Origin of the sequence: Actinomadura sp. NPDC048955 (assembly GCF_040649435.1) — a bacterium.
In the GTDB taxonomy this organism is placed as follows: Bacteria; Actinomycetota; Actinomycetes; order Streptosporangiales; family Streptosporangiaceae; genus Spirillospora; species Spirillospora luteofluorescens.
Genome location: NZ_JBEZJI010000003.1, coordinates 295,812 through 322,108, shown reverse-complemented (window position 1 = coordinate 322,108; position 26,297 = coordinate 295,812). Strand labels below are relative to the sequence as shown.

Sequence of the window (26,297 nt, the reverse complement as noted above, 5' to 3'; positions counted from 1 at the left end):
GCCCGTCCGGTGGGACGGACGTCGGACGGACACCGCCGCGCGCCGTTCGGGCAGTGCGCGGCGGACGCGACACGTGACGATCCGCACACGCCGCGACGTCAAACCGGGCCGAACAGCAGCTTCCCAGACCTCCGGAAGGCGCGCAGCCCCCCTGGCAGATCCACGTGCCGCTGGCCGTGCCAGGCCGTGACCAGCCGATCCACTGCATCGATATGGACCGCCGCGAGCGTACCCGGTGGGCTGCCGGCCCTGACCGCCGCCATCCGCAGCACCCTCGTACGGACGGCTCTGGGCAGCCCTTCGAGCCCCTCCAGGCGGACGGCGACGTTGCAGCCGTCTTCGGAGGTCTCCAGGTCGGAGTAGGCGCGGGAAGCCATCTCGTCGAGGGCGTCGGCGTCGTCGCGCAGCATCCTGGCCGTCCGTGCCAGCGCTTGGGCCACTCCCGGGCCAAGGGCCTTCTCCAGGGCGGGAACGGCCTCGTGCCGGACGCGCACGCGCGCGTAGGCGGGGTCGATGTTGTGGGGGTCGTCCCAGGGGTCCAGCCCCATGGCCTTGCAGGCGCGGCGCGTAGTGACGCGATCCAGCTCCAGCAAAGGCCTCAAGTACCTGACTCCCTCGGAGCGCCTGAAAGTGGCGGGCATGCCAGACAACGAGCGGGCCCCGGAACCACGCGCCAGCCCTAGCAGGACGGTTTCGGCCTGGTCGTCTTGCGTGTGACCAAGCAGAACGGCGGTCGCCCCCATTTGATGGGCGGCACCGTCAAGGGCCGCGTATCGAGCGTCGCGGGCCGCGTTCTCCGGACCGCCGGCCCCGTCGACGGTCACCGCGATGGAACCAGCTGGGTCGAGACCGAGGTCGACCATTGTCCGGACCACCGCGTCGGCACGCTGGTCCGAGCCGCGTTGCAAGCCATGGTCGATGGTGATGCCTCCGGCCGAACGTCCTGCCCTGGGCGCTTCGAAGGCCAACGCCCCAGCGAGCGCCAGCGAATCGGCGCCCCCGCTGCACGCTGCCAGCACCATTCCCCCCTGCGGCAGGCCGGCGAGAACCCGGCGCACCGCAAGACGTACCGCCGCCACAGCCGGATCAGGGCCCATGGCAAACGTCTACCACCACACGGTGCCGTTCGCCCAAGGCAGGTCACGCCAAGGCAGGTACCGGCTCAAGTGCGCTGCGGCTCAGGCCTCGCTGGCCTTGGGCGGGGCGTCGATGGCGCGTGTGCCGACGACCCTGCTCATCCACAGGCTGGGCTCCTTGATCTCGTCGTGGGTCGGGAGCGTTTCCGGCGACTGCCAGACCTGGTTGAAGCCGCTCATGCCGGCCTCCGTGACGACCCTCCGCACGAACCGCGACCCCTCCGCGTACTGCTTCATCTTCAGGTCGATGCCGAGCAGGCGCCGGATCGTCTTGTCGAGCTTGGAGCCGCCCGAGCGCCGCCCCTGGAAACGCGACCGGATCTGCTGGACGGACGGCACGACCTCGGGGCCCACCGCGTCCATGACGTAGTCGCCGTGTCCTTCGACGAGCGTCATCACGGCGGTGAGGCGGTCGAGGATCTCCCGCTGCTCCGGCGTCTGGATCGCGTCGATGAGGTTGGAGTCACCGCCGCGCACGGCGTCGGCGACGGCCTCGGCAGCGTCCCGGATGCGGTCCAGCATCATGCCGGGGTCGAGGTCGGACGCGAGGAGGAACTTGGTCATCTGGTCCTGGACGTACTCGCGCAGCCAGGGGACTCCCGTGAACTGGGCGCGGTGCGTCTCCTCGTGCAAGCAGACCCAGAGGCGGAAGTCACGCGACTCCACACCGAGCTCCTGCTCCACATGGACGATGTTGGGCGCGACCAGAGTCAGCCGCCCTGTCGGCGCACGCCCGGACGGGTCCGGGGGCAGGAACAGCTCGTACTGGCCCAGAACACGGCTCGCCATATACGCCAGAATCGCGCCGACCTGCATGCCCGTGACGCGCGAACCGACCGCCTGGACGACAACGTTGCCCGCTCCACCGAGGGGGCCGCCGTTGCTCCGTTCGGACATCTGCTCCATGAGCGGCTCCAGCACCACCCGGAAACCGTCCACGTTGGCACGGATCCAGCCAGGCCTGTCCACGACAGTCGCTGGGTCCGGATCGAGCTCGGACGCCATGCCGGTGAAGTCCCGCACGTGCCCATGGGCGATCTTCGACAGGGCGCGCAGCTCCTTCACGACCTCACGGGCCTCGGCATGGGTGACCTGCGGCCCGGGCCTGACGAGCCGGGTGCCGGCCTGGACCGCCAGGTTCCAGTCGATCATTGAGGCGCTCATGTCACCACCGTACGTTCGGAACGCGGCGCCGGAGCGCCCTGCATGGTCGTTCAACGAACAACCGCTTTGGTTATCTCCCGTACGGCCTCCCCCACACCCGCGCCGCGGGTCGGGTGTCGGGCCTCAGATCAGCCGCAGCCGCAGGTGGCCACCGCTGCCGCGAGCTGGTCGAGCTTGCCGGGGTCGACCGGTCCCTTGCCGTCCCCCGCCATGAACGCGAAGGCGAGCAGACGTCCGTCCGCGTCGTAGGCGAGTCCGGCCAAGGTGCTGACTCCCGCCAAGGTGCCGGTCTTGGCTCGCACCATTCCCGCACCCCCCTGGCTGGCCGCGACGGTGTAGCGGGGCGGGCTCAACGTCCCGGAGAAACCTGCGATCGGCAGACCGGTGATGACCGGGCGCAGCTTCGGATGGTCCCCGCCCGCAGCGAGCGAGACGATACGGGCGAGCGCGATAGGCGAGATGCGGTTGAGCGGCGACAATCCACTGCCGTCGTTGACCGAGACCCCCTCGGCCACACCCAGCCCGGCGAGAACCTGCCGGACGGCCTGCGCGGCATCGGCGAACGTCGCGGGACGCCCCAGATTGATGGCCACCTGGCGGGCCACCGCCTCGGCCACGTCGTTGTCGCTGTCGGTCAGCAGATGCTCCACGAGCGCGGACAGCGGAGGCGACTGGACGGCACCGAGTTGCACGGCCTCCTTCAGCGCGACCGTCGAACGCCCGGCCCTGGCACTGACCCCGTTCTTGGCCAACAGACGCGCGAACTCCCTTGCCGCCGCGGAAGGAGGGTCCGAGACCCTTGTCCTCCTGGACGGGTCAGACGGCGCCACCCGTCCCTCGTCGACGGTCAAGGCACTGACAGGCGCCAGTTCGCCGTCGGGCAGGTAGTTGGGTTTCCAGCCCGCCGCCGTGCGGGGCCCCTGATAGGCGGACGCGTCGTAGTCCACGCGCACCTGGCCCGTACCGGAAGCCTTCAAGGCAGCAGCCGTCTGGCGGGCCAGGTCGGGGAGAGACGCATAGGGCGGGTGGCCGGCTCCAGGGCGCGGTGGAAGCGCCGTCAAGGTAGGATCCCCGCCTCCGACCAGAATGATCCCGTCGCCCGTGCCGCGCACGACCCGGGTGGTGATCCGGTGGGCCGGGCCGGCCGAGGCCAGCGCCGCCACCGACGTCGCCAGCTTCGTCGTCGAGGCCGGGGTGGCGGGCTGCCCGGCGCGCAGCTCGTACAGCGGCCGCCGGGACTCCGCGTCGACAACCACCGCGTTGATCTTCGCCTGCGGTCCCCCGATCAGCGCGGAGAGCCGTCCCGCCAGGGCGGACGGGTCGGGCGGACGGCCCGACCCGGGATCGGCGGCGGGGATCGCGGCGGACGACGGCGCGATCCGCACCAGGTCGCGCGCCGCCACGCTGGGCGGTTGCGGCGACAGGCGCCGGTCCGGTGTGAGTTTCACCACTGCCAGACCCGCGGCGACGGCGAAAACGTTAAGGAGGGACAGCGACAGGACTGCGAGGGCCCGGCCCCGTCCAGGCACGTGACCGCCCCTCTCCCACTCAGCACTCACCAACGTGCGACATCCTTATACAGGGGAACACTCACCTGTGGTGCCGGCCTCGCCCACAGGCTCCCGAAAGACTATTCACTGCGAGCGCGCAGGGAGCGGAGGAAATCTTGAATTTCGACGTCACGATTGAGATCCCCAAGGGCCAGCGGAACAAGTACGAGGTGGACCACGAGACCGGCCGCATCCGGCTCGACCGCATGCTCTTCACCTCCACGCAGTACCCGGCCGACTACGGGTTCGTCGAGGACACCCTCGGCGAGGACGGCGACCCCCTGGACGCCCTGGTCCTGCTCCAGGAGCCGACCTTCCCCGGCTGCCTCATCCGCTGCCGCGCCGTGGGCATGTTCCGCATGACCGACGAGGCCGGCGGTGACGACAAGGTCCTGTGCGTCCCCGCCACCGACCCCCGCATGGAGCACCTGCGCGACATACACCACGTCGCCGAGTTCGACCGGCTGGAGATCCAGCACTTCTTCGAGGTCTACAAAGACCTGGAGCCCGGAAAGTCCGTCGAGGGCGCCAGCTGGGTGGGACGCGTGGAGGCCGAGCAGGAGATCGAGCGTTCCTTCAAGCGCGCCTCCGACCAGGGCGGCCACTGAGCCGTCCCCGGCCCGTGCGGCCGGCCGGGCCGTTCGGAGTCGCAGACGGCGCCGACCCGCTCCCCGCCGCCCACGCGACACTCGTGGGGAACCCTTCTGTAGGACTCCTACAGAAGGGTTCTCGCTTTCTACGACTTCTTTCAGCCCGCAGGACGGGTGGCGCCGATCAGGTCCTGCCGGTGGATGCTGGCGATACGCACGTGCGCACCGGTGTAGGGCGCCTCCACCATGCGGCCGTCGCTGAGGTAGAGGCCGACGTGGTGGATCGTGGCCGGGTCAGACCGATTGGTCGCGAAGAAGACCAAGTCACCCGGGCGCAACTTGCTGATGGGGATGTGCGGTCCGGACGTCCACTGCGTGCCCGTCCAGTGGTCGAGCCGTACGCCCGCCTTGTTCCACGCGTACATGGTCAGGCCTGAGCAGTCGAAGCCGACCGTCCCGGCACCCTGAGCGATGCCGTATGTCGGCCCCTCCATGTCGCCCCCGCCCCAGGAGTAGGGCGTTCCGAGCCACTTGAGCGCCGCCTCGACCGCGATGGCACCGCGTGCGTCAGGCGGCACCTCCTTCGGGACGGGGAAATCCGAACGGAACTTGCGCGTCTGCGCCCTCTCCAGCGCACGTTCCCGCGCGCGCTTGACCTCCGCAGCCCTCGCCTGGGCTTTGCCAAGCTTGTGTTCTAGATGGCGCTTGTCAGTCTCGATGCGCTGGACGGCTGCTTGTTGGGTGGCCACGGCGCCTTGCGCGAGCCCTTTGGCCTCGTCGGCTCGCCTCGTCGCTGCGTCTTGCTCGTCCAGTGCGGTCTTCGCCTGGCGGCGGAACACGTCCGCGACCGTCTTCGAGGCTTCGACCCGGCGGAACATGGCGGCTCGGCGTTCGGCGAGCATCTTGACCATGCCGGCGCGGTCCATGAACCCCTGGGGCCCGCCTTCACCCGCGACGGCCGAGGACATCGGGTCGTAGCCGGTGTTGTCCCGATAGACCTGCGCGGCGAACGACGCCAGCTCGGCTCTGGCCGCCTCCACTCTCCGGTCCGCCTCGGTAAGCCTTCCTTGGATGTCCCTGTACGCCTCTTGCGCCCGCCGCAGCTGCACCAGTTCACCGTTGTAGCGCTCCACGGCGGCCTCTGCGGCGATGGCGAGCCTGTCGAGTTCGCCGTCCGCCTGGGCGAGCATGGCCTTCGTCCGCCCGACCTCGGCCGCCCGCTCCCTGACGTCGCGTTCGCTGCGTTCGACATCCTTCGCGCTGGGGCCGGGAGGGTCCGACGGGCGGGCGGACGCACCCGGCACCAGAACGCTCATGCCGATCGCGACGCCAGAGGTGAGAGCGACCAGCCGCAGCGCCCTGCTACTGGCGGGAGACGGGGTCACGCGACGGCGACGTAGCTCAGGTGCGCCAGGTGCCATGATCACGTCCTCCCCGCCCGCGGCCCTACCTAGCGCAAATGATCAGCTACGAAGCGTAGTTGACTCGGGAAATGGCAGGTACAAACGCCACGCGATGAAGGTAGGCGAACAGCCGCGCGCCAGGCGCCGGGTGTCAGGCGCTGAGCGTCGGACTGGCGCCGGACGGTGCGCTGCCAGAGCGGGGCGGGGCGGGCGCCTGTGGCGGAGGTGGGGTCGCCGCAGGGACAGGCGGCGAGTAAGCAGTATCCCCGTCGGCCGGTGGTGGGCCGGAAGGGCTCGACGCAGTGCTCACCTGCGCAGGGCTAGCTGGCCGGTGCGCTTCGGGCGGCGCGGTAGGAGCGGCCGTATCGGAACGCCATGTGACGTGGACCTGAGTCCCACCTGGCCGGAACGTGAGCGTGCTGTCTCCGTAGGGCTTTCGTTGCCGCGAGACGCGAACGTGCACGATCACGCTCTGCCCAGGGTCAAGGCTTCCGGAGGACGGACTGACTTTGAGAGAGCTTTGGCCCTTCGCCTGCCAGGTCACCGGCCCGCCCTCTGCCTTTAACTCTATGGAGCCGTCTGATCCTCCTGCCAGGTCAAGGAAGAGGGGGGAGACCGTCAGCACGCCCGTGGCCACAGACGTCGCGGCCCCATCAGAGAAGGCAAGCATCGGGGGCGTGTCTAAGAGAGCGGGCAGCGGCGCGGACGAAATCTGTGCACCCAGTGGGAACGTGGCCATGGGAAGGGCGTTAAGGGCACCGGGCGCCTGCGAAGGAACAGGCGACTTCCGCACGGGCCCAGGCCTCTGAGAGATGCCGGGTACGGCCGTCGGACGGGGGCCGGCCTGCTCGTCCTTGTCCTCGCGCTGGGCACCGACGACGTACATGGAGGCGACCCCGGACGCCGACAGGAGCGCCACAACCACGAGCGCGGCAGAAGCACGAATGACCTGTGCGTAGAGCTTGGCTGCTCCCCTTTCCTCCCTAGCCGCCTTACGCGGGCGGGTGAACCGCCAGCGCCGGCTCTGACGGGCTGCCCGCCCGGGGCGCCCGTAGGCGCTCTGGACGGGAAATCCATCGGACCTGAACTCCGTGACGCGAGTGGCCACGAAGAGCCTGTAGCCAACGAGTTCGGGATCCAGGAAGCAACTCATCACTCTGAGCCGCGTCTCCGGCGCGGGTACCGCGTCCGGCAGCAGTTCGTACACCTTGGCGGCCGACACGCTTCTGGGACGGAGGCTTCCGCAGGCGGAACACTCTCGCGCGTGCCCCATCAGCCGCTTGCTGAGGTCGTGGGTGAGATCGTCCTGCCGCTCACGCAGGAGGTGAGCGCGCTCAGGGCAACCGTAGGGCCCCTTGTTCGCGAGCATCTCCGCGGTCAACGCCGCTTCGAGCTCGCAATGCGCGCTGTCGAGCGCCGTTTGCGCGTCCCTCGGCGACAACCCGAACACGGCGGCGAGGTCGGGAACCGGCAACCGGCGCCTGACGTGCAGTTCCAGGAGCTCCCGGGAGAGGGGCGGCAACCCCAGCACGGCCTGCCACGCCGTGATGCGCTGGTCGACGTCCTCCTGGTCGTGGCTGGCGACCGGCACGTCCGGCACGAGGTGCCTGGGCGGCATGCGGCGGGCGCACTCCAGCCGTGCGATGGCGTAGAGCCATGGCTCGAACCGGTCGGGCTCGCGCAGCTTGCCGATGTGCGCCTCGGCCACGATGAAGGTGTCACGCAGGGCGACCTGCGCCGCGTCGCGCCCCCGCAGCTGAAACCAGCAGTACGCGTAGAGCTTCTCGGCATGGGCGTCGTAGACCGCGGCCGGGGCGCCGGGGTCGCGCTCGCGCAGCGTCTCCACCAGAAGATGGTCGCTCATGCCAGAAAAGGTAAAGGCTGCCGACGCTCTTTACCAGCAAATTCAAGGGATCACACTCCGACACCGAACATCATCGTTACCTCTCAATTAGGTCTTTTTGGACTGTGTCACACTTAATGGACTTTGGGGCGCTTCGACCGTAATAATGCAAGGTTCACCGCGTTCACATGACCAGCACGTCGCCCCGTTGAGCGATCACGTAGCTACCAAGAGTGACATAACAGGAATTTCGGGCGACAGTCGGCGATGACCATTCCATGTTCGGGGAGGCCGCACTTCCCACGACGGCCACAGAGGCCTAACCAAACGGTCACCCGGACAGCGAATACCGTCACCATGACGCCTCAAAGGGCAATTCGACGAGAACTTCGTTCACAGGTAGGCACCCCATAGCCCAAGGCGGCATTCGGCCATGGCGCCCGCCATCAGCCGGTCAGCGGCGTCGCTCCCCTGCGGCCCGCGCACCGAAAGCCCACGCGGTGACCAGAGAGGCTCTTGACGGGATCACCCTTCACCTGAATGAAGTTGACACTGTCATCGTGACAGTGTCATCATCGACCGCATGGACGATGACACCTGGACGATCGCCGAACTGGCGGACCGTGCCGGCGCGGCTCTCGCGGCGGACGGGTCCGCGCAGGTCAGCGGCCGGGTGCGCGACCTGCCCAACGAGCGGCTGATCCGCTGGTACACCACCATCGGCCTGATCGACCCGCCCCTCGGCCGCCGCGGCCGAACCGCGCTGTACGGGCCCCGCCATCTCCTCCAGCTCGTCGCGGTGAAGCGGCGCCAGGCCTCGGGCCGCTCCATCTCCGAGATACAGGTCGAGCTCGCCGCCGCGACCGATGCGGACCTCGCCCGCATCGCCGCCCTCCCCGGCCCGCCGGGCACCCGTTCAGCCGGCCTGCCGGACCCTGGCGCTCCACACGGCCGAACGACCAGGGCCCCTGCCTCGAACCCTCAGGCCACTCGGGACGCCGAGCAGGCTCCCCACGGCCACTCCCCCGCAAGCCCAGAGAGCCAAGGCGTGCCTCCAACGGCCCCCAAAGGCGCGGAGGGCAGCGAGAGAGGGAGCTTCTGGAGCACGCGACCCGATGTGTCGTTCCACCAGAACGTCGATGCCAGCGGCTATGGCGAAGACCGTCCCGCGATCGTCCAGGGCGTCCGGCTCGCTCCCGGCCTCACCGTGCTCCTTGAGGTCCCGAACCTGAACGGCGACGACCTCGCCGCCATCGAGGCGGCCGCTCGTCCACTGCTCGACGAACTGCGCCGCCGCGGCCTGCTCGCCCGCGTGGACACCCCCGCCGAAAGTCCCGACTTCCAGCCCGCCGCCCCACCTCGGAGGATTCAGTGACCGTGCGCATCCTGCCACTACCCGAGACCGCGCCACCGGTACCCGACCACGGGCTCGGCGCGCTCAGCACCGACAGGGGAAACCTGCCGCTCGACTCCGTGGACGTGCACGCGTCCATCACCGGCCTCGCCGCCGGCATCGAGGTCGTCCAGGGCTTCCGAAACCCGTTCGACGTGCCGCTGGAGGCCACCTACATCTTTCCCCTGCCCGACCGCGCCGCCGTCACCGCACTGCGCATGGAAGCCGCGGACAGGGTCATCGAAGGGAGGCTGAAAGAGCGCGGGCAGGCGCGGCAGGACTACGACACCGCCATCGCCGCGGGTCAACGCGCGGCCATCGCGGAAGAGGACCGCCCGGACGTGTTCACCATGCGGGTGGGCAACATCCTGCCGGGCGAGCGGATCACGATCAGGCTCTCCCTCGACCAGCCGCTTCCGCACGAGTCGGCGTCCAGCGCGACGTTCCGCTTCCCCCTCGTCGTCGCCCCCCGCTACATCCCCGGCGCCCCGCTCGACGGCGAGCGCTCAGGCTCCGGGGTGGCCGACGACACCAACGCCGTTCCGGACGCTTCCCGGATCAGCCCGCCCGTCCTGCTGCCCGGCTTCCCCAACCCGGTTCGGCTGGCCGTCACCGTCGACATCGATCCGTCCGGGCTTCCGCTCACCCAGATCCGGTCGGCGCTGCATGTGGTCGCCGAGGAGGGCGACGGCGAGCGGACCACCGTACGCCTGCAACCGGGCGAGCGCCTCGACCGCGACTTCATCCTCCGCCTCGACTTCGCCCCCCACGAAAGCGCGGCCCTCGCCCTCGTCCCGGACGAGTCCGGCGAGGAGGGGACGTTCAGCCTCACCGTCCTGCCGTCGGGAGAAGCGAGGCCCCGCCCGCGCGACGTGGTGCTCGTCCTCGACCGTTCCGGCAGCATGTACGGCTGGAAGATGGTCGCCGCCCGCCGCGCCGCCGCGCGCATCGTCGACACCTTCCGCGCCGAAGACCGGTTCGCCGTCCTGTCCTTCGACAACGTCATCGAGCGCCCGCGCGACCTCGGCTCCGGACTGGCCGACGGCACCGACCGCAACCGGTTCCGCGCCGTCGAGCACCTCGCGGCACTGGGCGCGCGGGGCGGCACCGAGATGCTCGCCCCGCTCGACGAGGGCTGCCGCCTGCTCACCGACCCCACCCGCGACCGGGTCCTCGTCCTCATCACCGACGGCCAGGTGGGCAACGAGGACCACCTCCTCGCCCACCTCGAACCGCGGCTGCACGGCGTCCGCGTGCACACGGTCGGCATCGACCAGGCCGTCAACGCCGGCTTCCTGAACCGCCTCGCCGCGATCGGCGGGGGCCGTTGCGAACTGGTGGAGTCCGAAGACCGCCTCGACGAGGCGATGGAGCACATCCACCACCGGATCGCCGCCCCGCTGGCCACCGGCCTCGACCTGCACGCCGACGGGCTGGAGATCGTCCCCGACACCGTGGCGCCCACCCGGCTGGGCGCCCTGTTCCCCGGTGTACCGCTCCAGATCGCGGGCCGATTCCGAGGCGCGCCGTCCGGCACCCTGACCGTCCGGGGGACGGCATCCGACGGCACGGCCTGGGAGCAGCACGCCGCCGGCATCGTCACCAAGAACCCGGCCACCCGATCCATCTGGGCCCGCGCGCACCTGCGCGACCTAGAGGACCGCTACACGGTCGGCGGCCCCGGCGACCTGGAACAGCGCATCATCTCGACCTCCCTCCGGTTCGGCGTCCTGTGCCGCTTCACGGCGTTCGTCGCGGTGGACAGCCGGGTCGCGACCGAGGGCGGGACGCCCCACAAGGTCGTCCAGCCGGTGGAGACGCCCCGAGGCTGGGCAGGCGCCGCGCCGATGGCCGAACCGCAGGTGTCTCCGGCGGCCTTCGCCATGGACATGGACGAGGACTTGGACATGTATATGGACATGGACTTGCAGAGGTCGGCCCCGCCGCCACGTGCGGCCCCCATGCCCCCTGCACCGATGCCGGCCGCCCCCTCCGGCCCACCCCCGATGCCGCAAGGCGCCCCTCCCGGTTACGGCGCGCCCCCTCCGGCCTCTGCCCGTCCCGCAGGCCGCCCCCTGGGCCGCGCCCGCAGGCCGGCAGGCCCCGCGCCCTCGTCCCGCCCCGCGCCCTCGCCCCTCGCCGGGTTCCAGCAGGAACTTGCTAACGTCCTGGGTCGCCTCCGCCAGGTCCCCGATACACGAGAAGAGCGCATCCAGCACCTGCTGAGCGAACTCCTCCCCATCCTGGAGTCGATCGTTCAGCGAATGCAGACCCTCTCCCTGGACACCAAGGTCCTCGCCGACCTGCGCGACGACCTGCACCGCCTCCGACCCACCGCCGACCAGCCCACCGTCAGCAACCAGTGGACCCAGGCGCTCCAGGTCCTCGCCGCCTTCACCGGCGAGGCCCCACCCCGCCGCCCCTTCTGGAAGCGCTCCAACTAGCCTGTGTTTCAAAGTCCCGGCCCACTTCGCTCGCCTGGCGGCTCGCTACGTGACCGGGCCTGGGCGAACGCGACATCGCTTCGCGATCTGCCCGGCTCCGCTCGCCTCCGGCCTCGCTCCACCGGGCAGGTCACGCGTTCGCGCGCTTGACCGGAGCCACTTCGAGACAGGCCCTAGCCCAAGGCGGGGGCGTCCCCGATACGGGACGCCCCCGCCACACCACGCGCTCCCTCTGGCGCCATGCAACAAAGCGTTCTGGAGCCACCCATGTCGGCAACGTCAGACACAGGCGGCCCCGACAGGCGGCGATGGCCGCCCGTGCCCTGCCAGAAACCAGAGCCCACCGGGCGCGAGCAAGAGCTCCTCCGATGACCGAGGAGCCCCTCGCAACCACCAAAGCATGCACCAACGGCAGAGAACCCCCGCATGGGCGGACGGGCCCGAAGCACGAGGGGTCCCCTCCCGCGCCGCCTGTGGCAGAAGCGTGGCCCGGCAGTCGGGGGACTCATGGACACCACGCACTCCAAGGACGGCACCCGCATCGCCCTCGACCGGACCAGCGAGGCCCCCGCCCTGATCCATGTCGCGCCGAGCACGACCTAGACCGAGAAGGCGAGAGGAAGTGGGGGCCCGATCGCTGGTAGGGCGCCGGGGGGGGAAAACAGGAGTCCGCCTGCGGGCCGAGGGCGCGGAACAAGGATGCAGGCCGAGGGGGCGGCAGAAGGATGCGGGCCGAGGGGCGGCAGAAAGATGCGAGCCGAGGTGGCGCGAGAAAGATGCAGGCCGACGGGGCGGGGGAAAGATGCGGGCCGACGGCGCCGGGGGACGGGAGTTCGGGTGCGGATTGGGCGTGAGGAGCGGCCATCTGGGCGGAGAGCCCATGGCACGGGCGTGGGCCGGCCGCGCGGCGGAGGCGCGGGCCGGCCCACGTTGGCGGGGGGCGGTGCGGGGACGGTCAGGTGTGCTTCGGGTTGTAGCGACGGAGAAGCGGGATCAGGTTCAGCGCCAGCCCGACCACAGCGACGGCGCTGACCAGGTTGACTCCGGGGTGGAACTCGGCGAAGCCGTCGCCGCCGGCGGCCGTCCCGCCCGCGACCAGCGCGGTGACCACGGCCAGGACCAGGGCGGCGCCGACCTGGCCGGAGGTCTGGACGAGGCCGGAGGCCAGGCCCTGCTCGGAGTCGTCGATCCCGTCCGTGGCCTGCGCCATGATCGAGCTGAAGCCGAACGCGAACCCGCCGCCCAGCAGCAGCATCGTGGGCAGGATCGTGAACACGTAGTGCGGGGCGTTCCCGGCCGTGGCGAGGAACCAGGCGTAGCCGAGGCTCAGGGAGGCCATCGAGCTGATGATCAGGCGAGGCGTTCCGTACCGGTCGATCAGGCGCCCGACGAACGGTGAGCCGAAGGCCACGAGAAGCCCGGCCGGCAGCAGGGCCATGGCCATCTTCAGCGGCGACCAGCGCAGCACGTCCTGCAGGTAGAGCGTCATCATGAACTGGAAGCTCAGGTAGGAGCCGAACAGCGCGACGATGCTCAGGTTGGCCCGGACGATCGAGCCGATCCGCAGGATGCCGAGGCGGATGAGCGGGTGGCGCACCTTGTTCTCGGTGACGAAGAACGCGATCAGCAGGGCCGCCGCGACCACGACGGAGCCCAGGGTGACCGGGTCCAGCCAGCCGCGCTCGGGCGCCGAGACCACCGTGTAGACGGCGAGCAGCATGCCGCCGGTGAGCGTCACGGCACCGAGGATGTCGTGCCCTCCCTCGGCCGCCGACCGGTCCCGCGGGATCAGCGCGATGCCGGCGACAAGGGCGAGCACGGCGAGCGGCACGGGCGTCAGGAACGTCCAGCGCCACCCGAAGCTGGTCAGCAGCCCGCCGAGGATCAAACCGGACGAGTAGCCACTGGCCCCGAAAACGGAGAACACCGACAGCGCCCGGTTGCGCGCCGGCCCCTCGTGGAAGGTGGTGGTCAGGATGGACAGCGCGGTCGGTGCGGTGAACGCGGCCGCCAGCCCCTTCACGAACCGTGTGGCGATCAGCAGCGTGCCGTCGTTGACGAGACCGCCCACCAGCGACGCAACGGCGAACACGGCGAGGGCGGCGAGGAACACGCGGCGGCGGCCGAGGAGGTCCGCGGTGCGACCGCCGAGCAGCAGCAGTCCGCCGTAACCGAGGACGTAGCCGTTGACGATCCACTGCAGTGACGTGGTCGAAAGGCCCAGCTCAGCGCCGATCGACGGCAGCGCGACGCCCACCATGGAGACGTCGAGTCCGTCGAGGAACAACACGGCGCACAGGACGGCGAGGACTCCCCACAGCCGGGGGGTCCAGGTCTGTTCGGCCGGCGCGCGCACGGCACCCGGCGCGCGGACGGCGGAGTCGAGAGAGGTCTCGGTGATAGTCACGTCGAGGGACAGTACATGCACACGCATCAAATGTCCACGCACAAAGTTCCGCAGAATTTAATGCTTGTGCATCTGATGTGCGTGCATGGTAAGATGCGCGGCATGGAGGCGGAGTCTGCTCTGGTCGACCGCTGGCGCAAGCTGGCGACCTGCTACAACACGGTCGCGTGCGCGCTGGACCGCGCACTGCAGGACGTCCACGGCCTGAGCATGAGCGAGTACGAGACGCTCGATCGCCTCGTGGATCAGGACTGTGAAAAGCGTCGCATGCAGGACATCGCCGCGGCCATGTACCTCAGCCAGAGCGCTCTGTCCCGGACGGTCGCCCGCCTGGAGAAGCACGGGTACGTCCAGCGCGGGCTCTGCGAGGCCGACCGCCGCGGCGTCTTCGTGGAGATCACCGACTCCGGCCGCCGCTGCCACGCCGAGGCCCGCGACACCCACCTGAAGATCCTCGCCGAGAACCTGACCGACTGATCCGAGTCCGGTGGGCGCAGCCGATACGACGGGACGTGCCCGGCCAGTGGAGACAAGCCGCCCCAGGGCTTGTGGCCGTACTTTTGGATGACCGGTTGCGATCGTGGACGAGTCGGAGCGCGCACCTTCTACGGGCTGTGTCCATCGACGGCTACTCGCCGGTCGTCCCGTCCAGCAGTTGGCGGGCGATGTCGAGGTGACCGACGTGGCGCGCGTACTCCTGGAGCAGGTGGAAGAGGATCCTGCCGAGAGAGGGAGCTTGGTCGGACGTCCGGAAACGACCGCCCAGGCGGGCCCGGTCGTTCAGCGAGGCGTCCGCCACCAGTGCCCGCGCCCTCGCGACCTCCGAGCGGTAGGCGGCCATGACCTGCGCAGTGGACAGGTCAACAGGGACGGTCCATTCGGACTCATCGCCCCCGGGCGGATAGGCGAGAACATCTTCGGCAGCGAATCCCCAGCGCATCCAGCGGCGTTCGACCCAACCGAGGTGCTGCACCAACCCGAGTGGCGACCACCCCAACGGCTCGACCGGCTCGCGGAGTTCGTCGTCGGACAACCCAGCGAGCTTGCGCATCAGTGCCTCGCGATACCAGTCCAAGTATCCGAGGAGAAGTTCACGACCGTCTGTCACCTCGACGCCTGGGCCATCGAGAAGCGCGGGAACCTGATCCGAAGAGCTCTGCATCCGCCGAACAGTAGTGCGGTGCCAGCCTCGACAGTCGGGCCTGGCCACGCCGCCGCCGACGGACTCCGTGCGCTTCGGCATCCGGAGCGCCAGCCCACCCTCTGAGTAGACGTACCGAACAGACTGCCTCCGCACCCCAATGCGAAACGGGATGTGGCCGTCGGTTCGCGCGGACGGCGAGACCAAGACGAAGAAGTCCAGACGCAGCCGGCGCTGCCCAAGCAATGCGTGGAGGCTCTGCGTATTCACCGCCAGTTGCAGGCCGAGCAGGGCCAGGCGGCTGACACGGCCTGGGCAGGAGTGCGGCCTGGTCTTCGCGTCGGCCGTGGGCACAGAGCGGAACGCCAACAACGTCCCCCAGTCCTTCCGGGCGGTCACGGCGAAGACGGACCTGAACCCAGACGAGTGTGACAGACCGTTCTGCGCGAACAAGCATCCCGACTAGCGGGAGCTTGGGGCTGCGAAGCCCCGCTCCAGGCACGCCTTATCAACCGCTCTTGGCATAGCATCGGTTTTCGCAACAAGGTGAGGTGCTCATGCCGGCTGAGCGGCCAAGTGCGCAGAATCTTGCCCTCATCGGGCTTGGCGCAATCCTGCCCGTGGGCTTGATCACCAAGATGGCAATCGATGCCGGAACCATGTCCTTTGCCCTTCAACTTGCCGCATTCTTCCTCAGCGCTGGTGGGATGATGCTGATGTTCCACCGGTGGCGGCGGCACAGTGACACGCGTGCACGGGCATTGGTCTTGGCAGCTTTCGCGGTGTGGGCCCTGTCAGTCGGCGTCGCTTCAGTCACCGACTCGGGAGTGAGCCTCGGTGGCCCTGGCTCCTGGCTCGCGGGTCTTGCCCTACTGATCGGCTTCGGTGGTGGTGCGATCACTCTGTGGAGCATGTACCGCAATCGGCCGAAGAACGATGACCTTCTCCCGCCGGCCGCCTAGATCGCGGGCGACTGCTATTGAGTTCTCAGGCCTTATGGTCTGCCGCTGAGCGTGGCTGGCGGTCGAGCGACGTGGCGCAGCGGGACGGGACGGGACAGGCCGCATGCCCACCGCGCCGGAGCGGGCGCCCTTGCCCTGGACGCGAAGTAGATCACTATCAGTGGGTCAACGCGGGTGTCGTCACCGGCGAGCGGATCGAGGAGGCGACCAAGGGCGGCCGGTCTCGGGTGGTGAGCATCGATGACGAGACCGTGACGGTCCTACGGGAGCACAAGAAGGCCCAGGCGGCCGGCAAGCTCCTCGTCGTCGAGAAGTGGTGGGGCGCGGAAGACGGCTACGTGTTCGCTACTGGGTGGGGTGACCCGATCCATCGGGCGACCCAATCCATCCGCACTCGGTCGGCGCGCTGATGAGCAAGAGCATCCGGACGTACAACAGACACAAGGGGGGCGGCGTCCTGCAGAGCCGCTCCTCCATGCTTGGGTTCACGACTTGCGCCGCATCCACGCGACGCCTCTTCTCCTGGCGGGGTCCCCGTCCGCATCGTCGCCGCTCGGCTCGGGCACGCTGACCCGGCCATCACGCTTCGGGTCTACGCGCACGTGGTTCGGTCGGCCGAGGTGGCTGCGGCGGATGTGTTCGCGCGGGTCATGAACGGAGCGGCCTAGACACCGCTGTCAGCGCAGAGGCCCCTTCCAGGATCGGAAGGGGCCTCTGAGGTGGAGCCGCCTATCGGAATCGAACCGATGACCTATTCATTACGAGTGAATCGCTCTGCCGACTGAGCTAAGGCGGCGCGCCATGCGGGGCACGGCGGGATGAAGTCTACCGGGTGTCGGGGGGTGGGTGTGCACTGGTTATTCAGCGGCAGGTGGTCCCGTTCTTGGGCGGGTCGGCGTTGATCAGGTAGTCGTCGGTGGCCTTGGTGATGCAGGTGTTCCCCTGGAGGTAGGCCGTGTGGCCGTCGCCGTCGAAGGTGAGGAGGACGCCGCTGGAGAGCTGGCCGGCCAGGCTCTGGGCCCACTTGTAGGGAGTGGCGGGGTCGCGGATGGTTCCGATGACGACGATGGGGGCGGCGCCCTTGGCGGTGATGGGCTTGGGTGCCTGTTCGGTCTGGGCGGGCCAGTAGACGCACGGGAGGCCGCCCCAGACGACGAACGGTCCGAAGCGGGGGGCGACCTTCTTGGCCTGCTCGGCGGCCTTGCCGTAGGCGGCGAGGTTCGGCGGGTTGGGCTTGTCGACGCAGTTGACGGCCATGTTGGCGTCGGTCTGGTTGCTGTAGGTGCCGTTGGCCTTGCGTTCGACCATCTCGTCCGCGAGAGCTATGAGGAGGGTGCCGTCGCCCTTCTGCATCGCCTGGGTGAGGGCCTGGCGCAGGACGGGCCAGTACTCCTTGACGTAGAGGGCCCGGGCGATGCCCATGACGGCTAGGGATTCCGTGACCTTGCGGGAGTCGCGCGTGTTGGTGAGAGGCTTCTTGTCCGTGGACGTGAGGAAGGCGGAGACCCTGTCGACGACCGCGTCCGAGGTGCTGCCGAAGGGGCAGCCACCCGACTTCACGCAGTCGTCGGCGAAGGCGCGCAGGGCGGTCTCGAAGCCCTTCGCCTGCTCGATCAGGAGGTCGGTGGACGACAGCTTCGGGTCGACGGCGCCGTCCAGGACGAGGGCTCGGACGTTTTTGGGGAACTGCTCGGCGTAAAAGGCGCCAAGGTACGTGCCGTAGGAGGCGCCGTAGTAGGTGAGCTTCTGGTCGCCCAAGGCAGCGCGTAGGACGTCCATGTCGCGGGCGGCGTTGACCGTGCCCACGTAGAGCAGCTCCGCGTCGGCCTTGGCCTTGCAACGTTGTGCGAAGGCCTTGCTTTCGCTGCCCAGCTTGTTGGTCTCGTTCGGGTCGTCTGGGGAGGCGTCGGTGGCGAAGAACTCGTCCAGTTGGGGTCCGGTGTTGCAGGTGACGGGGGCGCTGGACGCCACCCCGCGCGGGTCGAAGCCGACGATGTCGAAGCGGCGGCGCAGGTCGTTCCCGAAGGTGCGGGCCGCCTGGCGGACGAAGTCGACTCCGGAACCGCCGGGCCCCCCAGGGTTGGTGAGCAGGGAGCCGATCCGTTCGGACTTGTCTTCGGCCGGGAGCCGGATGAGCGAGATGCCGACCTTCTCGCCGGACGGCTTGGTGTAGTCCAAGGGGACCTGTACGGTCGCGCACTCGAACCCGCTGCGACAGCCCTTCCAGGACGGTTTCTGACCGTAGAACTGCCCGAGGCCCGTGGGGACGCTCGCGGCCTGGCTCGTGCCCTTTTCACCGCTGTCGCAGCCGGTGGCCGTCGCCAGGACCAGCACAGTAGCCACGCTGATGAGTCTCGCTGCCCGCACCCGGTCCCCGTCTCGTCGTAGCGGCACGTACGCCGCCGCCTACGCTACGTCGACATGATGGTCGAGGGCTACTTCCCTCGGTATTCGTGTTCGATGCCGTCCAGCAGCCACTTGAGCCCGAGGTCGAAGCTGTCGTTGCGGTAGAAGCTCGTCTCCAAGAAGGGCTTGAGGTGGGGAAGCTCGCCTCGTTCCACCAGTAGCTGTACGTACGACTGTTCCAAGGGGGTCGTCTGTACGCGCTGCGGGCCGGCGTCGGCAGCCTGCCGCTCCATCGTGATGAAGCCCAGCATGTAGTGATCGACCGTCTTGACGATGGCCAGCATGCCTTCCGGGTCGTCGGTGAGCCGGGCGGCGGCGGCCATGGACTGCTCTATGTGGCGCAGGCCGTTGGGCCCGATGCGCATGGAACGCCCTGCGACTTGCAGCATCCACGGGTGCCTGAGCCCTGCCTCGCGCTCCTTTCGGGCGATCTCCATCATCGCCTCGCGCCAGTCGTCCGGCAGCGTTCCCTGGACCAGCACCTCTGCGGCGACCTCGTCGTACATGAGGTCGAGGAGGTCTTCCTTCGCGTCGATATGGGTGTAGAGGCTCATCGCCCGGACGCCCAGTTCGCTCGCGATGCGGCGGATGGACACCGCGTCCAGGCCCTCCGCGTCCGCCAGCTTGATCGCCGCTTCCACGATCGCCTCGCGTGTCAGCTTCGGCCGGCGTCCGCCGCGCTGACGCGTCCAAACATCGCCTGACCTCGGTGTTGCCGCCACATCAGAGATCGTACGCGAGACGCCGTATCGATACGGTGTACGGATGGGGCGCTACGCTGTATGGTGTTGCCGATACGGCGTACGGAAACCGAAGGAGACGGGATGACCACGGCAGGCACCGCACCGCCCGTCCAGAAGGCGCCCATCGATCCGCACCTGCGCAATCTCGCGGTCGTCGTGGTACTCGGCGCGATCATGACGGTCCTCGACAGCACGATCGTCAACGTCGCGATCACCGCCCTCGGCCGGGACTTCGGCACCTCGCTCTCGACCATCCAGTGGGTCGTGACCGGCTACACCCTCGCCCTCTCGATGGCGATCCCGCTGACCGCGTGGTCGGTGCGGCGGTTCGGGGCCCGGACGATGTGGCTCGTCTCGCTCGGGCTGTTCATCGGCGGGTCACTGCTGTGCGGGCTCGCCTGGTCGGTGCCCTCACTGATCGCGTTCCGCGTCCTGCAGGGGTTCGGCGGCGGCATGCTGATGCCCGTCGGGCAGACGATGCTCGTCCGGGAGGCCGGCCCCGAGCGGATGGGGCGCGTGATGAGCATCGTCTCGGTGCCCGCGATGCTGGCGCCAGTCCTGGGCCCGCTGCTCGGCGGCGTGATCGTCGACAACCTGAGCTGGCGGTGGATGTTCTTCGTGAACGTCCCGTTCTGCGCGCTCGCGCTGCTCGCCGCCCTGCGAATGCTGCCGCGCGACGACGAGCGCAGTACTGACGCCCGGCTGGACGTCATCGGCATGCTGCTCTTGTCCCCGGGCCTGGCGGCTCTGGTGTACGCGCTGTCGGAGGCCGGCAACGGGAGGCAGCTGACCAGCGGACGCTTCCTCATCACCGTGATCGCCGGCGGCGTCCTCGTCGCGGCCTTCGCGGCGCACGCGTTCCGCAAGGGCGACGGCGCCCTCGTCGACCTCCGCCGCCTCAGCACCCGGGCCTTCACCGCCGCGACCGGCGGGTTCTTCCTCTACAGCGCCGCGATGTTCGGCCTGATGATCCTCGTTCCGCTGTTCGCGGGGATCGTCCGCGGGGAGTCCGCCCTGGACGCGGGCTGGCTGCTGGCCCCGATGGGGCTCGGCGCGATGGCCACCATGACGGTATCGGGACGGCTCGGCGACCGCTTCGGCGGACGGTGGCTCGTGATAGGCGGCATCCTCTGCGTCCTCGCCGGGACCGTAGCCCTCACCAGCCTCTCCCCAGACACGGGCCGCACCACGATCATGGGCGCGATGCTCGTCGTCGGGCTCGGCCACGGCATGATCGCACCGCCCCTGATGGCGATGGCCTACCAGGGCCTGCCCCGCGAAGCGGTGCCGGCCGCGACCACCGGCGCGAACATCCTGGTCCGCATCGGCAGTTCGTTCGGCACGGCGGTGACGGCGGTCATCCTGCAGATCGGGATCCGCAACGAGATCCCCGGCGCATCCGGCAGCCTGGACGAGGCGGCTGCACACCGCACGGCGGAAACACCGTCCCTCCTGGCGAACGCCTTCACCAACACCTTCTGGTGGACGGCCGTGCTCCTGGGGGTCGCCCTGGTTCCCGTCTTCGCCGTCCCACGCAAACCCAAACAAGCCCCACCCACCCCAGCCTGAGCCTGCCTTCGATTGAGCGAGCGCAACACACCGCCTTGAGGTCGACCAGCTAGAACTCGTCGCCCTGCAGAAACAGGATGTGAAGATCAATTCTTCGGCCGCCCAGCTGGAGGTGATCGGGCCCTTTGGGGCCGGGGAGGCGCAGGCCTATATGGTCTTGAGCTCTGCCGTGGCTCTCGTGGGGTCGTTGGTCGAGGCGCCGGAGGCGGCAGGCGGTCAGGGGCTTCGTTGGCTCTTGGGGGATGTGGGGTCAGCCAGGGCGCCGAATCAGACCTTGGCGGGAGGTGCTCGCCTGCTCGGCTCGCGTGGGGTGTGGTTCGGGCCTTAGCGGGAGGTGCTCGCCTGCATCACCTCTGTCAGTTGCTGCTGGGCTCGTGTGGGGGTGTGGTTCGGGCCTGGCCGGGGGCGCGCTGGGGGGCTAGGGAGGCACAAGTCTGCATGGCTTTCTGCTCTGCTGCGGACCTTGTGGGGCGATTGCTGGGGGCGCCGGAGGGGCGGCTGCCGGTCGGAGGGCCGCTTGGTCGGCCAGTGGGGCGTCCGGCTCCTGGGCCGCCGCTTGGACGGGTTGTCGGGGCGTCGGTCGGGCGGTTCGACGGGCGGCCAGATGGTGGTGCGCCGCCCGGGGCGTTGCCCTGCGGGAGATCGACGCCCTGCTTCTTGAGGCAGGCGCGGAACGAGGCCATGGGGTCGGCCCTGGCGGTCTTGTCCGGGCCTGCGGCGGCGCTGTCACCGTTTCCGCAGGCCGTGCTCAGGAGGACCACCCCTCCGATGGTCAGGAGGCCGAGCATCCGGAACGCGCGTGTGTTGCCCATTGAGGTGTTTCTCCTTCTTCGATCTGTCGACGGCGCGGGGGTGAACGATCAGCGGCCGGAGCCTTCGTTCACGCTGGTCGCGGTCAGGGCGCCGTCCTGGCCCGTGGAGCCTTGGACCACGACGGTCGCGCCGGCCCCGAGGTCGCGCAGCTTGCCGTCCTCGACAATGCGGATCTTGGTCGTGCCGGTGGTCTTGACCTTCACGGTCTCGCCGGAGGCGGTGCGCAGGTACAGGGTGCTGCCGACGACCTTGGTCACCGTCCCAGCGGTTCTCGCACCGCTGCCCGGGCCGTTCCCCGGGCCGTTCCCCGGGCCGTTGGCCGCCCCGCCCGATCCGCCGCCCGGCGCCCCGCCAGGTTCGCCGTTCGCGCCGTAACCTCCTTGGGGCGCCGAGGCACCGGATGGACCGCCGTAACCGTTGGTCCGGGTGCGTCCTCGCTCCTGTCCTCCGGCAAGGCCGCCAGCGGACGGGCCGGAGGACCCGTCCGAGGACCACTTGTGTGCCTGGACGCCGCCAAGGAAACCGGCGACCAGGATGACCCCGGCCGCGAGGTAGAGCGTCGGCCCTGGTCGAGACCTCTGTGACGGACGCGCCGCCAGCTCGGCGTCTAGATCATCATCGAAGGGCGAGCTCGCCAGCAGCTCCGCGTCCCCCCTCGGATTCTCAGGCATATCCCGCCTCCGACTCACAACACACCTTCACGCCGCACACCGCATTCCCTTTTGGTCTGCCTGTCTTGTTCGGTCTGCCTTGCCCTTCCGGTCTGCCTTGGCCTTTCGGTCTGCCTTGGCCTTTCGGTCCGCCTGGCCCGCCCGGTTAGCTCAGCCCGGCCCGCTCGGCCCGCCCGGCCCGCTCGGCCCGCTCGGCCCGCTCGGCCCGCCCGACCCGTTCGGTCTGCCCGGCCTGCCGGTCCCCCGCCGGTCTCGCCTCCCTGTCCTGTCCATCCCGCATTGCCTGTCCTGTCCTGCCTGCCTGGCCCGCACTGCCCCTGCCCGTCTCCACTGCCCGTCCTCCCGGTCCCGTCCTGCCGGTCCCGTCTCTCCTGTCCATCCCGCTTTATCTGTCCTGCTCTGCCCGCCTGGCCTGCCCGCCTGGCCTGCGCCCCTCTTCCCGCACCGCCCGCACTGCCGGTCCCGCCGGGCCCGCCGTCCCGCGCTGGCGGTCCTGCTTGTCTTGCCTCGTCCGTACGCCTGGCCTGCCCGTCTGGCCTGCGCCGCCCGTGCCGCGCCGCCCGCACTGCCAGTCCTGCCGGTGCCGCCGTTCCGCGCTGGCGGTCCTGCCTGTCTTGCCTGGTCCGTACGCCTGGCCTGTGCTGTGTGTTCTGCTTGTGGTGCTGGTGGCTGTTTTGTTTGGGGCGTTCGTGAGGGTGGGGTGGGCGAGACGGGTGGACGGCGGCGTACTCGGGGGTTGGCCAGGGGAGGGCGGGGCGCCTTGCTGGTGGATTGGGGTGGGTGCGGGGGGCGGTTTCTCTCTTGGGGGAGTGCGGGGCTTTTGGTGTTCGGGTGTTGCACGGGGTCCAATGGGGGGTCCTTGGTCAGTTGTGGCGTAGGGCGTCTATGGGGCGGAGCTTGGCGGCGCGGTTGGCGGGGTAGCTGCCGAAGAACAGGCCGATCGCCACGGAGACGGCCAGGGCCAGGACGATCGATGAGGGCACCAGGACGGGTTTGACGCCGGCGATGGTGAAGAGGCTGCCGATGACGCCGGCGAGGACGCCGAGGAGGCCGCCGGTGAGGCTGAGGACGGTGGCCTCCGCGATGAACTGGCCGAGGATCGCGCCGCGCGGGGCGCCGATGGCCTTGCGGATGCCGATCTCGCGGGTCCGTTCGGTGACGGTGACCAGCATGATGTTGGTGATGCCGATGCCGCCGACCAGGAGGCTGATCGCCGCGACGGCGCCGAGGAGGACGGTGAAGGTCCGGCTCGACTCGCTGACGGCCGACTGGACGCTCGCCTGGCTGGAGACCGTGAAGTCGGCGGTACCCGACGAGGCCGTGTCGTGGCGCTGGCCGAGGATCTGGGTGACCTCGGCCTCGGCGGTGCCGACCGTGTCGCTGCCGGTGGCCTGGACGATGATCTGGTCGAGCGCGCCGTAACCGGTGAGGGTCTCCTGGACGGCCGGGAGCGGCGCGACGGCGATGCTGTCCGGGTCGGAGAAGGTGGACGAGGAGGAGCCCGTCGCCCTGAGGACGCCCGTGACGGTGAAGCGGATCCCGCCCACGTCGATCTTCTTGCCGATCGGGTTCACCCGTCCGAACAGGTCGGACGCCACCGTGCTGCCGAGCACGACCGTCTTGCGTGCGGCGGCGACGTCGTCGGCGGTGAACGCCGTGCCGGACGCAAGGGTCTTGTTCGCCGCCGCGAAGTAGGACGGGCTCGTCCCGACGAACTGGCCGATGGTCGCGCTCGTGCCGGCGTACCCCGCGGTGACGGACTGGCTGGTCACGACGGGTGAGGCGCTCCTGACCGACGGGGCCTGGCCGGTGGCGGTGAGGGCCTCGGCGTCTTCCGAGGTGAGGTTGCGGGCCTGGGTGCGGGGGCCCGAGGTCTGGTCCGCCGTCCCGAAGCCGCCCGGGCCGCCGCGGCCCGTGGTGGACGGCGTGACGGTGAGGGAGTCGGCGCCGAGCCGCTGGATGCTCTTCTTGATCTGCTCGGACGAGCCGTTGCCGACCGCGACGAGCAGGATGACGGCGCCGACGCCGATCAGGATGCCCAGCGTGGTGAGGGAGCTGCGCAGCTTGTTGGCCGACAGGCCACGGACGGCGAAGCGCAGGATCTCCAGGGCGCTCACCCGGCCTCCCTCGGGGACGGGGCGATTCGAAGGCCGGTGAGGTTCACCTGACCACCTCCCGGCGGACGTCCTCGACGACGCGGCCGTCGACGAGGCGGACGATCCGCTTGGCGTGCGCGGCGACGTCGTCCTCGTGGGTGATCACGACGATGGTGCGGCCGGTGCCGCTGAGCCGGTCGAAGACGCCGAGGATGTCGGCGGTGGAGGCGCTGTCGAGCGCGCCGGTCGGCTCGTCCGCGAGGAGCAGCGTCGGCGCGGTGACCAGGGCGCGGGCGACGGCGACGCGCTGCTGCTGGCCGCCCGACAGCTCGTTCGGCTCGTGCCGGGTGCGGTCGGCGAGGCCCACCTCGCGGAGGGCGGCGAGGGCGCGGCGCCGCCGGTCGGCGCCCTTGAGCCCGCCGTAGGCGAGGGGCAGTTCGACGTTGGCCTGCGCGGTCATCCGCGGGATCAGGTTGAACGACTGGAAGACGAACCCGATGCGGCGGTTGCGCAGGGTCGCGAGGCCGCGCTCGCCGAGGCCGACGACGTCGATGCCGTCGAGGAGGCAGCGGCCGGCGCTCGGCACGTCCAGGCAGCCGATGATGTTCATCAGCGTCGACTTGCCCGAGCCCGACGCGCCCATGATCGCCACGTAGTCGCCGCGTTCCACGGTCAGCGAGACGCCCCGCAGGGCGTGGACGGCCGTGTCGCCCGTCCCGTACACCTTGGTCACGTCCCGGATGTCGAGGACGGGCGGGACGCGGGCGGGCACCGGCGCGGTCATCGGCGACCACCGCCGCCCGGGGCGCCGCCGAGCCCGGGTCCGCCGCCGCCCGGGAAGCCGTGCTGGCCGGTGTTGCCGCTGGTGGACGTGGAGGTCACGGCGACCTCGTCGCCCTCCTTCAGACCCGAGCTGATCTCGGTGCCCTGGTCGCCCTTGACGCCGGTCTCGACCGTGGTGGGGACCTGCCTGCCGTCGCGGACGACCGTGACCGTGCTCTGCCCGCCGGCCGTCCTGACCGCCGCGCTCGGCACGTACAGGACGTTCTCCGCCCGCGCCACGGTGATCTCCACCGTGGCGGTCTGGCCGAGCCGGACCCCGGACGGGACGTCCTCCAGCGCGATCACGGCCGGGAACTTCACGACGTTGTCGGTGGTCGTCGGCGCCGCGCCGATGGTGGTGATCTTGCCGGTGGCGGTCGTGCCGGTGAGCGCGTCGAACGTGACCGTGGCGGCCTGGCCCGCCTTCAGCTTGGTGGTGTCGGCCTCGGTGAACTCGCCCTCGACCTGGAGGTGCGCGGTGTCGGCGAGCTCGATGAAGCCCGAGCCCGACGACGACGAAGAGGTGGGGGTGGTGGAGGACGAGGACGACCCGGCGCCGGAGCCCGCACCCGAAGAGGATGAGGACGAACCGCTCGAACTACCGCCTACCGTCCCGTTGACAGCGGTCACCGTCCCGGCGAACGGGGCCTTGAGGACGGTCCCCTGGTACGCGCGCAGAGCGGAGTTGTAGGAGTTCTTCGCCTGGACGTAGCCGGCGTACCCCTTCTCGGACGAAGTGTCCCCGCCGGCGGAGACGGCCAGGTTCGCCTTGGCCGCGTCGACGTTCTCGATCGCCTCGGTCTGGTCGAGGCGGGCCAGGACGTCGCCCGCCTTCACCTTCCGTCCCGCCCTGACGTAGATCTTGGCGACCGTCCCCGAGGCGCCGAAGGACAGCGAGCGGCTGCGGGCGCTCTCCACCGAGCCGGACGCCGACACCGACGAGACGACCGTCCCGCGCGCGACGCGGGAGAGGCGGGTGGACGCGGCGGCGCCGCCGTCTCCGTCGACGAGGGCGAGGTAGGCGGTTCCGGCCCCGGCGACGAGCAGCACGCCCAGCGCGCCGTTGACCAGGAGTGTCCGATTCATGCGGATGAGGCTCGTGAGGGCTCATGTGGCGTTCGTGAGGCAAGGGTGAGAATTAGAT

The 26,297-nt window shown here is 69.8% G+C and carries 21 protein-coding genes and 1 tRNA gene; 7 read left to right on the top strand and 15 right to left on the bottom strand.

The features are described from left to right. Window positions 1-98: 98 nt before the first annotated feature. From tilS to dacB, 3 genes are all read right to left on the bottom strand, one after another. The gene (gene tilS, locus AB0C84_RS05265; RefSeq protein WP_361061309.1) at window positions 99-1,097 is read right to left on the bottom strand and encodes a tRNA lysidine(34) synthetase TilS; all 999 of its coding nucleotides are present in this window, start codon (window positions 1,095-1,097) and stop codon (window positions 99-101) included. A gap of 81 nt (window positions 1,098-1,178) precedes the next feature. Next, entirely contained in the window at window positions 1,179-2,288 is a 1,110-nt protein-coding gene (locus AB0C84_RS05260) for a zinc-dependent metalloprotease (protein WP_179849591.1), read from the bottom strand. 140 nt (window positions 2,289-2,428) lie between these two features. Beyond that, window positions 2,429-3,829, bottom strand: coding sequence for a D-alanyl-D-alanine carboxypeptidase/D-alanyl-D-alanine-endopeptidase (gene dacB, locus AB0C84_RS05255; protein ID WP_361061307.1), 1,401 nt, complete (start codon window positions 3,827-3,829; stop codon window positions 2,429-2,431). A gap of 137 nt (window positions 3,830-3,966) precedes the next feature. Between dacB and AB0C84_RS05250 the strand changes: the two genes are divergently transcribed. Then, on the top strand, window positions 3,967-4,458 hold the full coding sequence (locus AB0C84_RS05250; RefSeq protein WP_339155591.1) for an inorganic diphosphatase: 492 nt from the start codon (window positions 3,967-3,969) through the stop codon (window positions 4,456-4,458). Between the two features lie 140 nt (window positions 4,459-4,598). Here the strand turns inward: AB0C84_RS05250 and AB0C84_RS05245 are convergent, their stop codons facing one another. Together AB0C84_RS05245 and AB0C84_RS05240 are read right to left on the bottom strand one after the other, a co-directional pair. Continuing rightward, window positions 4,599-5,756, bottom strand: a complete 1,158-nt coding sequence (locus AB0C84_RS05245) for an NlpC/P60 family protein (protein ID WP_361061305.1) — start codon at window positions 5,754-5,756, stop codon at window positions 4,599-4,601. A gap of 238 nt (window positions 5,757-5,994) precedes the next feature. Next, complete coding sequence (locus AB0C84_RS05240; RefSeq protein WP_361061303.1) at window positions 5,995-7,707, bottom strand: hypothetical protein; 1,713 nt, start codon at window positions 7,705-7,707, stop codon at window positions 5,995-5,997. A gap of 562 nt (window positions 7,708-8,269) precedes the next feature. On the opposite strand from AB0C84_RS05240, the gene AB0C84_RS05235 reads away from it, so the two are divergent. Next, window positions 8,270-9,061, top strand: coding sequence for a MerR family transcriptional regulator (locus tag AB0C84_RS05235; RefSeq protein ID WP_361061301.1), 792 nt, complete (start codon window positions 8,270-8,272; stop codon window positions 9,059-9,061). Next, entirely contained in the window at window positions 9,058-11,523 is a 2,466-nt protein-coding gene (locus AB0C84_RS05230; protein WP_361061299.1) for a VIT domain-containing protein, read from the top strand. Before AB0C84_RS05235 ends, AB0C84_RS05230 begins: the two co-directional genes overlap by 4 nt. 955 nt (window positions 11,524-12,478) lie before the next feature. On the opposite strand, the gene AB0C84_RS05225 is transcribed toward AB0C84_RS05230, so the two are convergent. Further along, window positions 12,479-13,930 carry an MFS transporter gene (locus AB0C84_RS05225; RefSeq protein WP_258945082.1) on the bottom strand — a complete coding sequence of 484 codons (1,452 nt, stop codon included), beginning with the start codon at window positions 13,928-13,930 and terminating at the stop codon, window positions 12,479-12,481. A gap of 102 nt (window positions 13,931-14,032) precedes the next feature. Here AB0C84_RS05225 and AB0C84_RS05220 point away from each other — a divergent pair, with 102 nt between their 5' ends. After that, entirely contained in the window at window positions 14,033-14,407 is a 375-nt protein-coding gene (locus tag AB0C84_RS05220) for a MarR family transcriptional regulator (protein ID WP_179845732.1), read from the top strand. Between the two features lie 151 nt (window positions 14,408-14,558). Here the strand turns inward: AB0C84_RS05220 and AB0C84_RS05215 are convergent, their stop codons facing one another. Beyond that, window positions 14,559-15,470 carry a DinB family protein gene (locus AB0C84_RS05215; RefSeq protein WP_361061296.1) on the bottom strand — a complete coding sequence of 304 codons (912 nt, stop codon included), beginning with the start codon at window positions 15,468-15,470 and terminating at the stop codon, window positions 14,559-14,561. A gap of 158 nt (window positions 15,471-15,628) precedes the next feature. Here AB0C84_RS05215 and AB0C84_RS05210 point away from each other — a divergent pair, with 158 nt between their 5' ends. Both AB0C84_RS05210 and AB0C84_RS05205 read left to right on the top strand, forming a co-directional pair. Beyond that, on the top strand, window positions 15,629-16,033 hold the full coding sequence (locus AB0C84_RS05210; RefSeq protein WP_361061294.1) for a hypothetical protein: 405 nt from the start codon (window positions 15,629-15,631) through the stop codon (window positions 16,031-16,033). Between the two features lie 230 nt (window positions 16,034-16,263). Further along, window positions 16,264-16,443: a hypothetical protein gene (locus tag AB0C84_RS05205; protein WP_361061292.1), complete on the top strand. Its 180-nt coding sequence runs from the start codon at window positions 16,264-16,266 to the stop codon at window positions 16,441-16,443. Between the two features lie 310 nt (window positions 16,444-16,753). Here AB0C84_RS05205 and AB0C84_RS05200 read toward each other — a convergent pair. From AB0C84_RS05200 to AB0C84_RS05190, 3 genes are all read right to left on the bottom strand, one after another. Beyond that, a tRNA-Thr gene (locus AB0C84_RS05200) sits at window positions 16,754-16,829 on the bottom strand. Window positions 16,830-16,894: 65 nt separating this feature from the next. Beyond that, on the bottom strand, window positions 16,895-18,376 hold the full coding sequence (locus AB0C84_RS05195; RefSeq protein WP_361061290.1) for an alpha/beta hydrolase: 1,482 nt from the start codon (window positions 18,374-18,376) through the stop codon (window positions 16,895-16,897). Window positions 18,377-18,468: 92 nt separating this feature from the next. Continuing rightward, the gene (locus AB0C84_RS05190) at window positions 18,469-19,161 is read right to left on the bottom strand and encodes a TetR/AcrR family transcriptional regulator (protein ID WP_361061288.1); all 693 of its coding nucleotides are present in this window, start codon (window positions 19,159-19,161) and stop codon (window positions 18,469-18,471) included. A 102-nt stretch (window positions 19,162-19,263) separates the two neighbouring features. Between AB0C84_RS05190 and AB0C84_RS05185 the strand changes: the two genes are divergently transcribed. Continuing rightward, a complete protein-coding gene (locus tag AB0C84_RS05185; RefSeq protein ID WP_361061286.1) occupies window positions 19,264-20,751 on the top strand; it encodes an MDR family MFS transporter in 1,488 nt (495 codons plus the stop codon). A gap of 860 nt (window positions 20,752-21,611) precedes the next feature. On the opposite strand, the gene AB0C84_RS05180 is transcribed toward AB0C84_RS05185, so the two are convergent. From AB0C84_RS05180 to AB0C84_RS05160, 5 genes are all read right to left on the bottom strand, one after another. Continuing rightward, a complete protein-coding gene (locus AB0C84_RS05180) occupies window positions 21,612-21,821 on the bottom strand; it encodes a hypothetical protein (RefSeq protein WP_179845726.1) in 210 nt (69 codons plus the stop codon). 559 nt (window positions 21,822-22,380) lie between these two features. After that, window positions 22,381-22,515 (bottom strand): hypothetical protein, encoded by a 135-nt coding sequence (locus AB0C84_RS05175; RefSeq protein ID WP_361061283.1) that lies wholly within the window; start codon window positions 22,513-22,515, stop codon window positions 22,381-22,383. 583 nt (window positions 22,516-23,098) lie between these two features. Next, window positions 23,099-24,352, bottom strand: a complete 1,254-nt coding sequence (locus tag AB0C84_RS05170) for an ABC transporter permease (protein WP_361061281.1) — start codon at window positions 24,350-24,352, stop codon at window positions 23,099-23,101. A gap of 43 nt (window positions 24,353-24,395) precedes the next feature. After that, entirely contained in the window at window positions 24,396-25,115 is a 720-nt protein-coding gene (locus AB0C84_RS05165; protein WP_361061279.1) for an ABC transporter ATP-binding protein, read from the bottom strand. After that, window positions 25,112-26,239, bottom strand: coding sequence for an HlyD family efflux transporter periplasmic adaptor subunit (locus AB0C84_RS05160; protein ID WP_361061277.1), 1,128 nt, complete (start codon window positions 26,237-26,239; stop codon window positions 25,112-25,114). Before AB0C84_RS05160 ends, AB0C84_RS05165 begins: the two co-directional genes overlap by 4 nt. Between the last annotated feature and the right edge of the window lie 58 nt (window positions 26,240-26,297).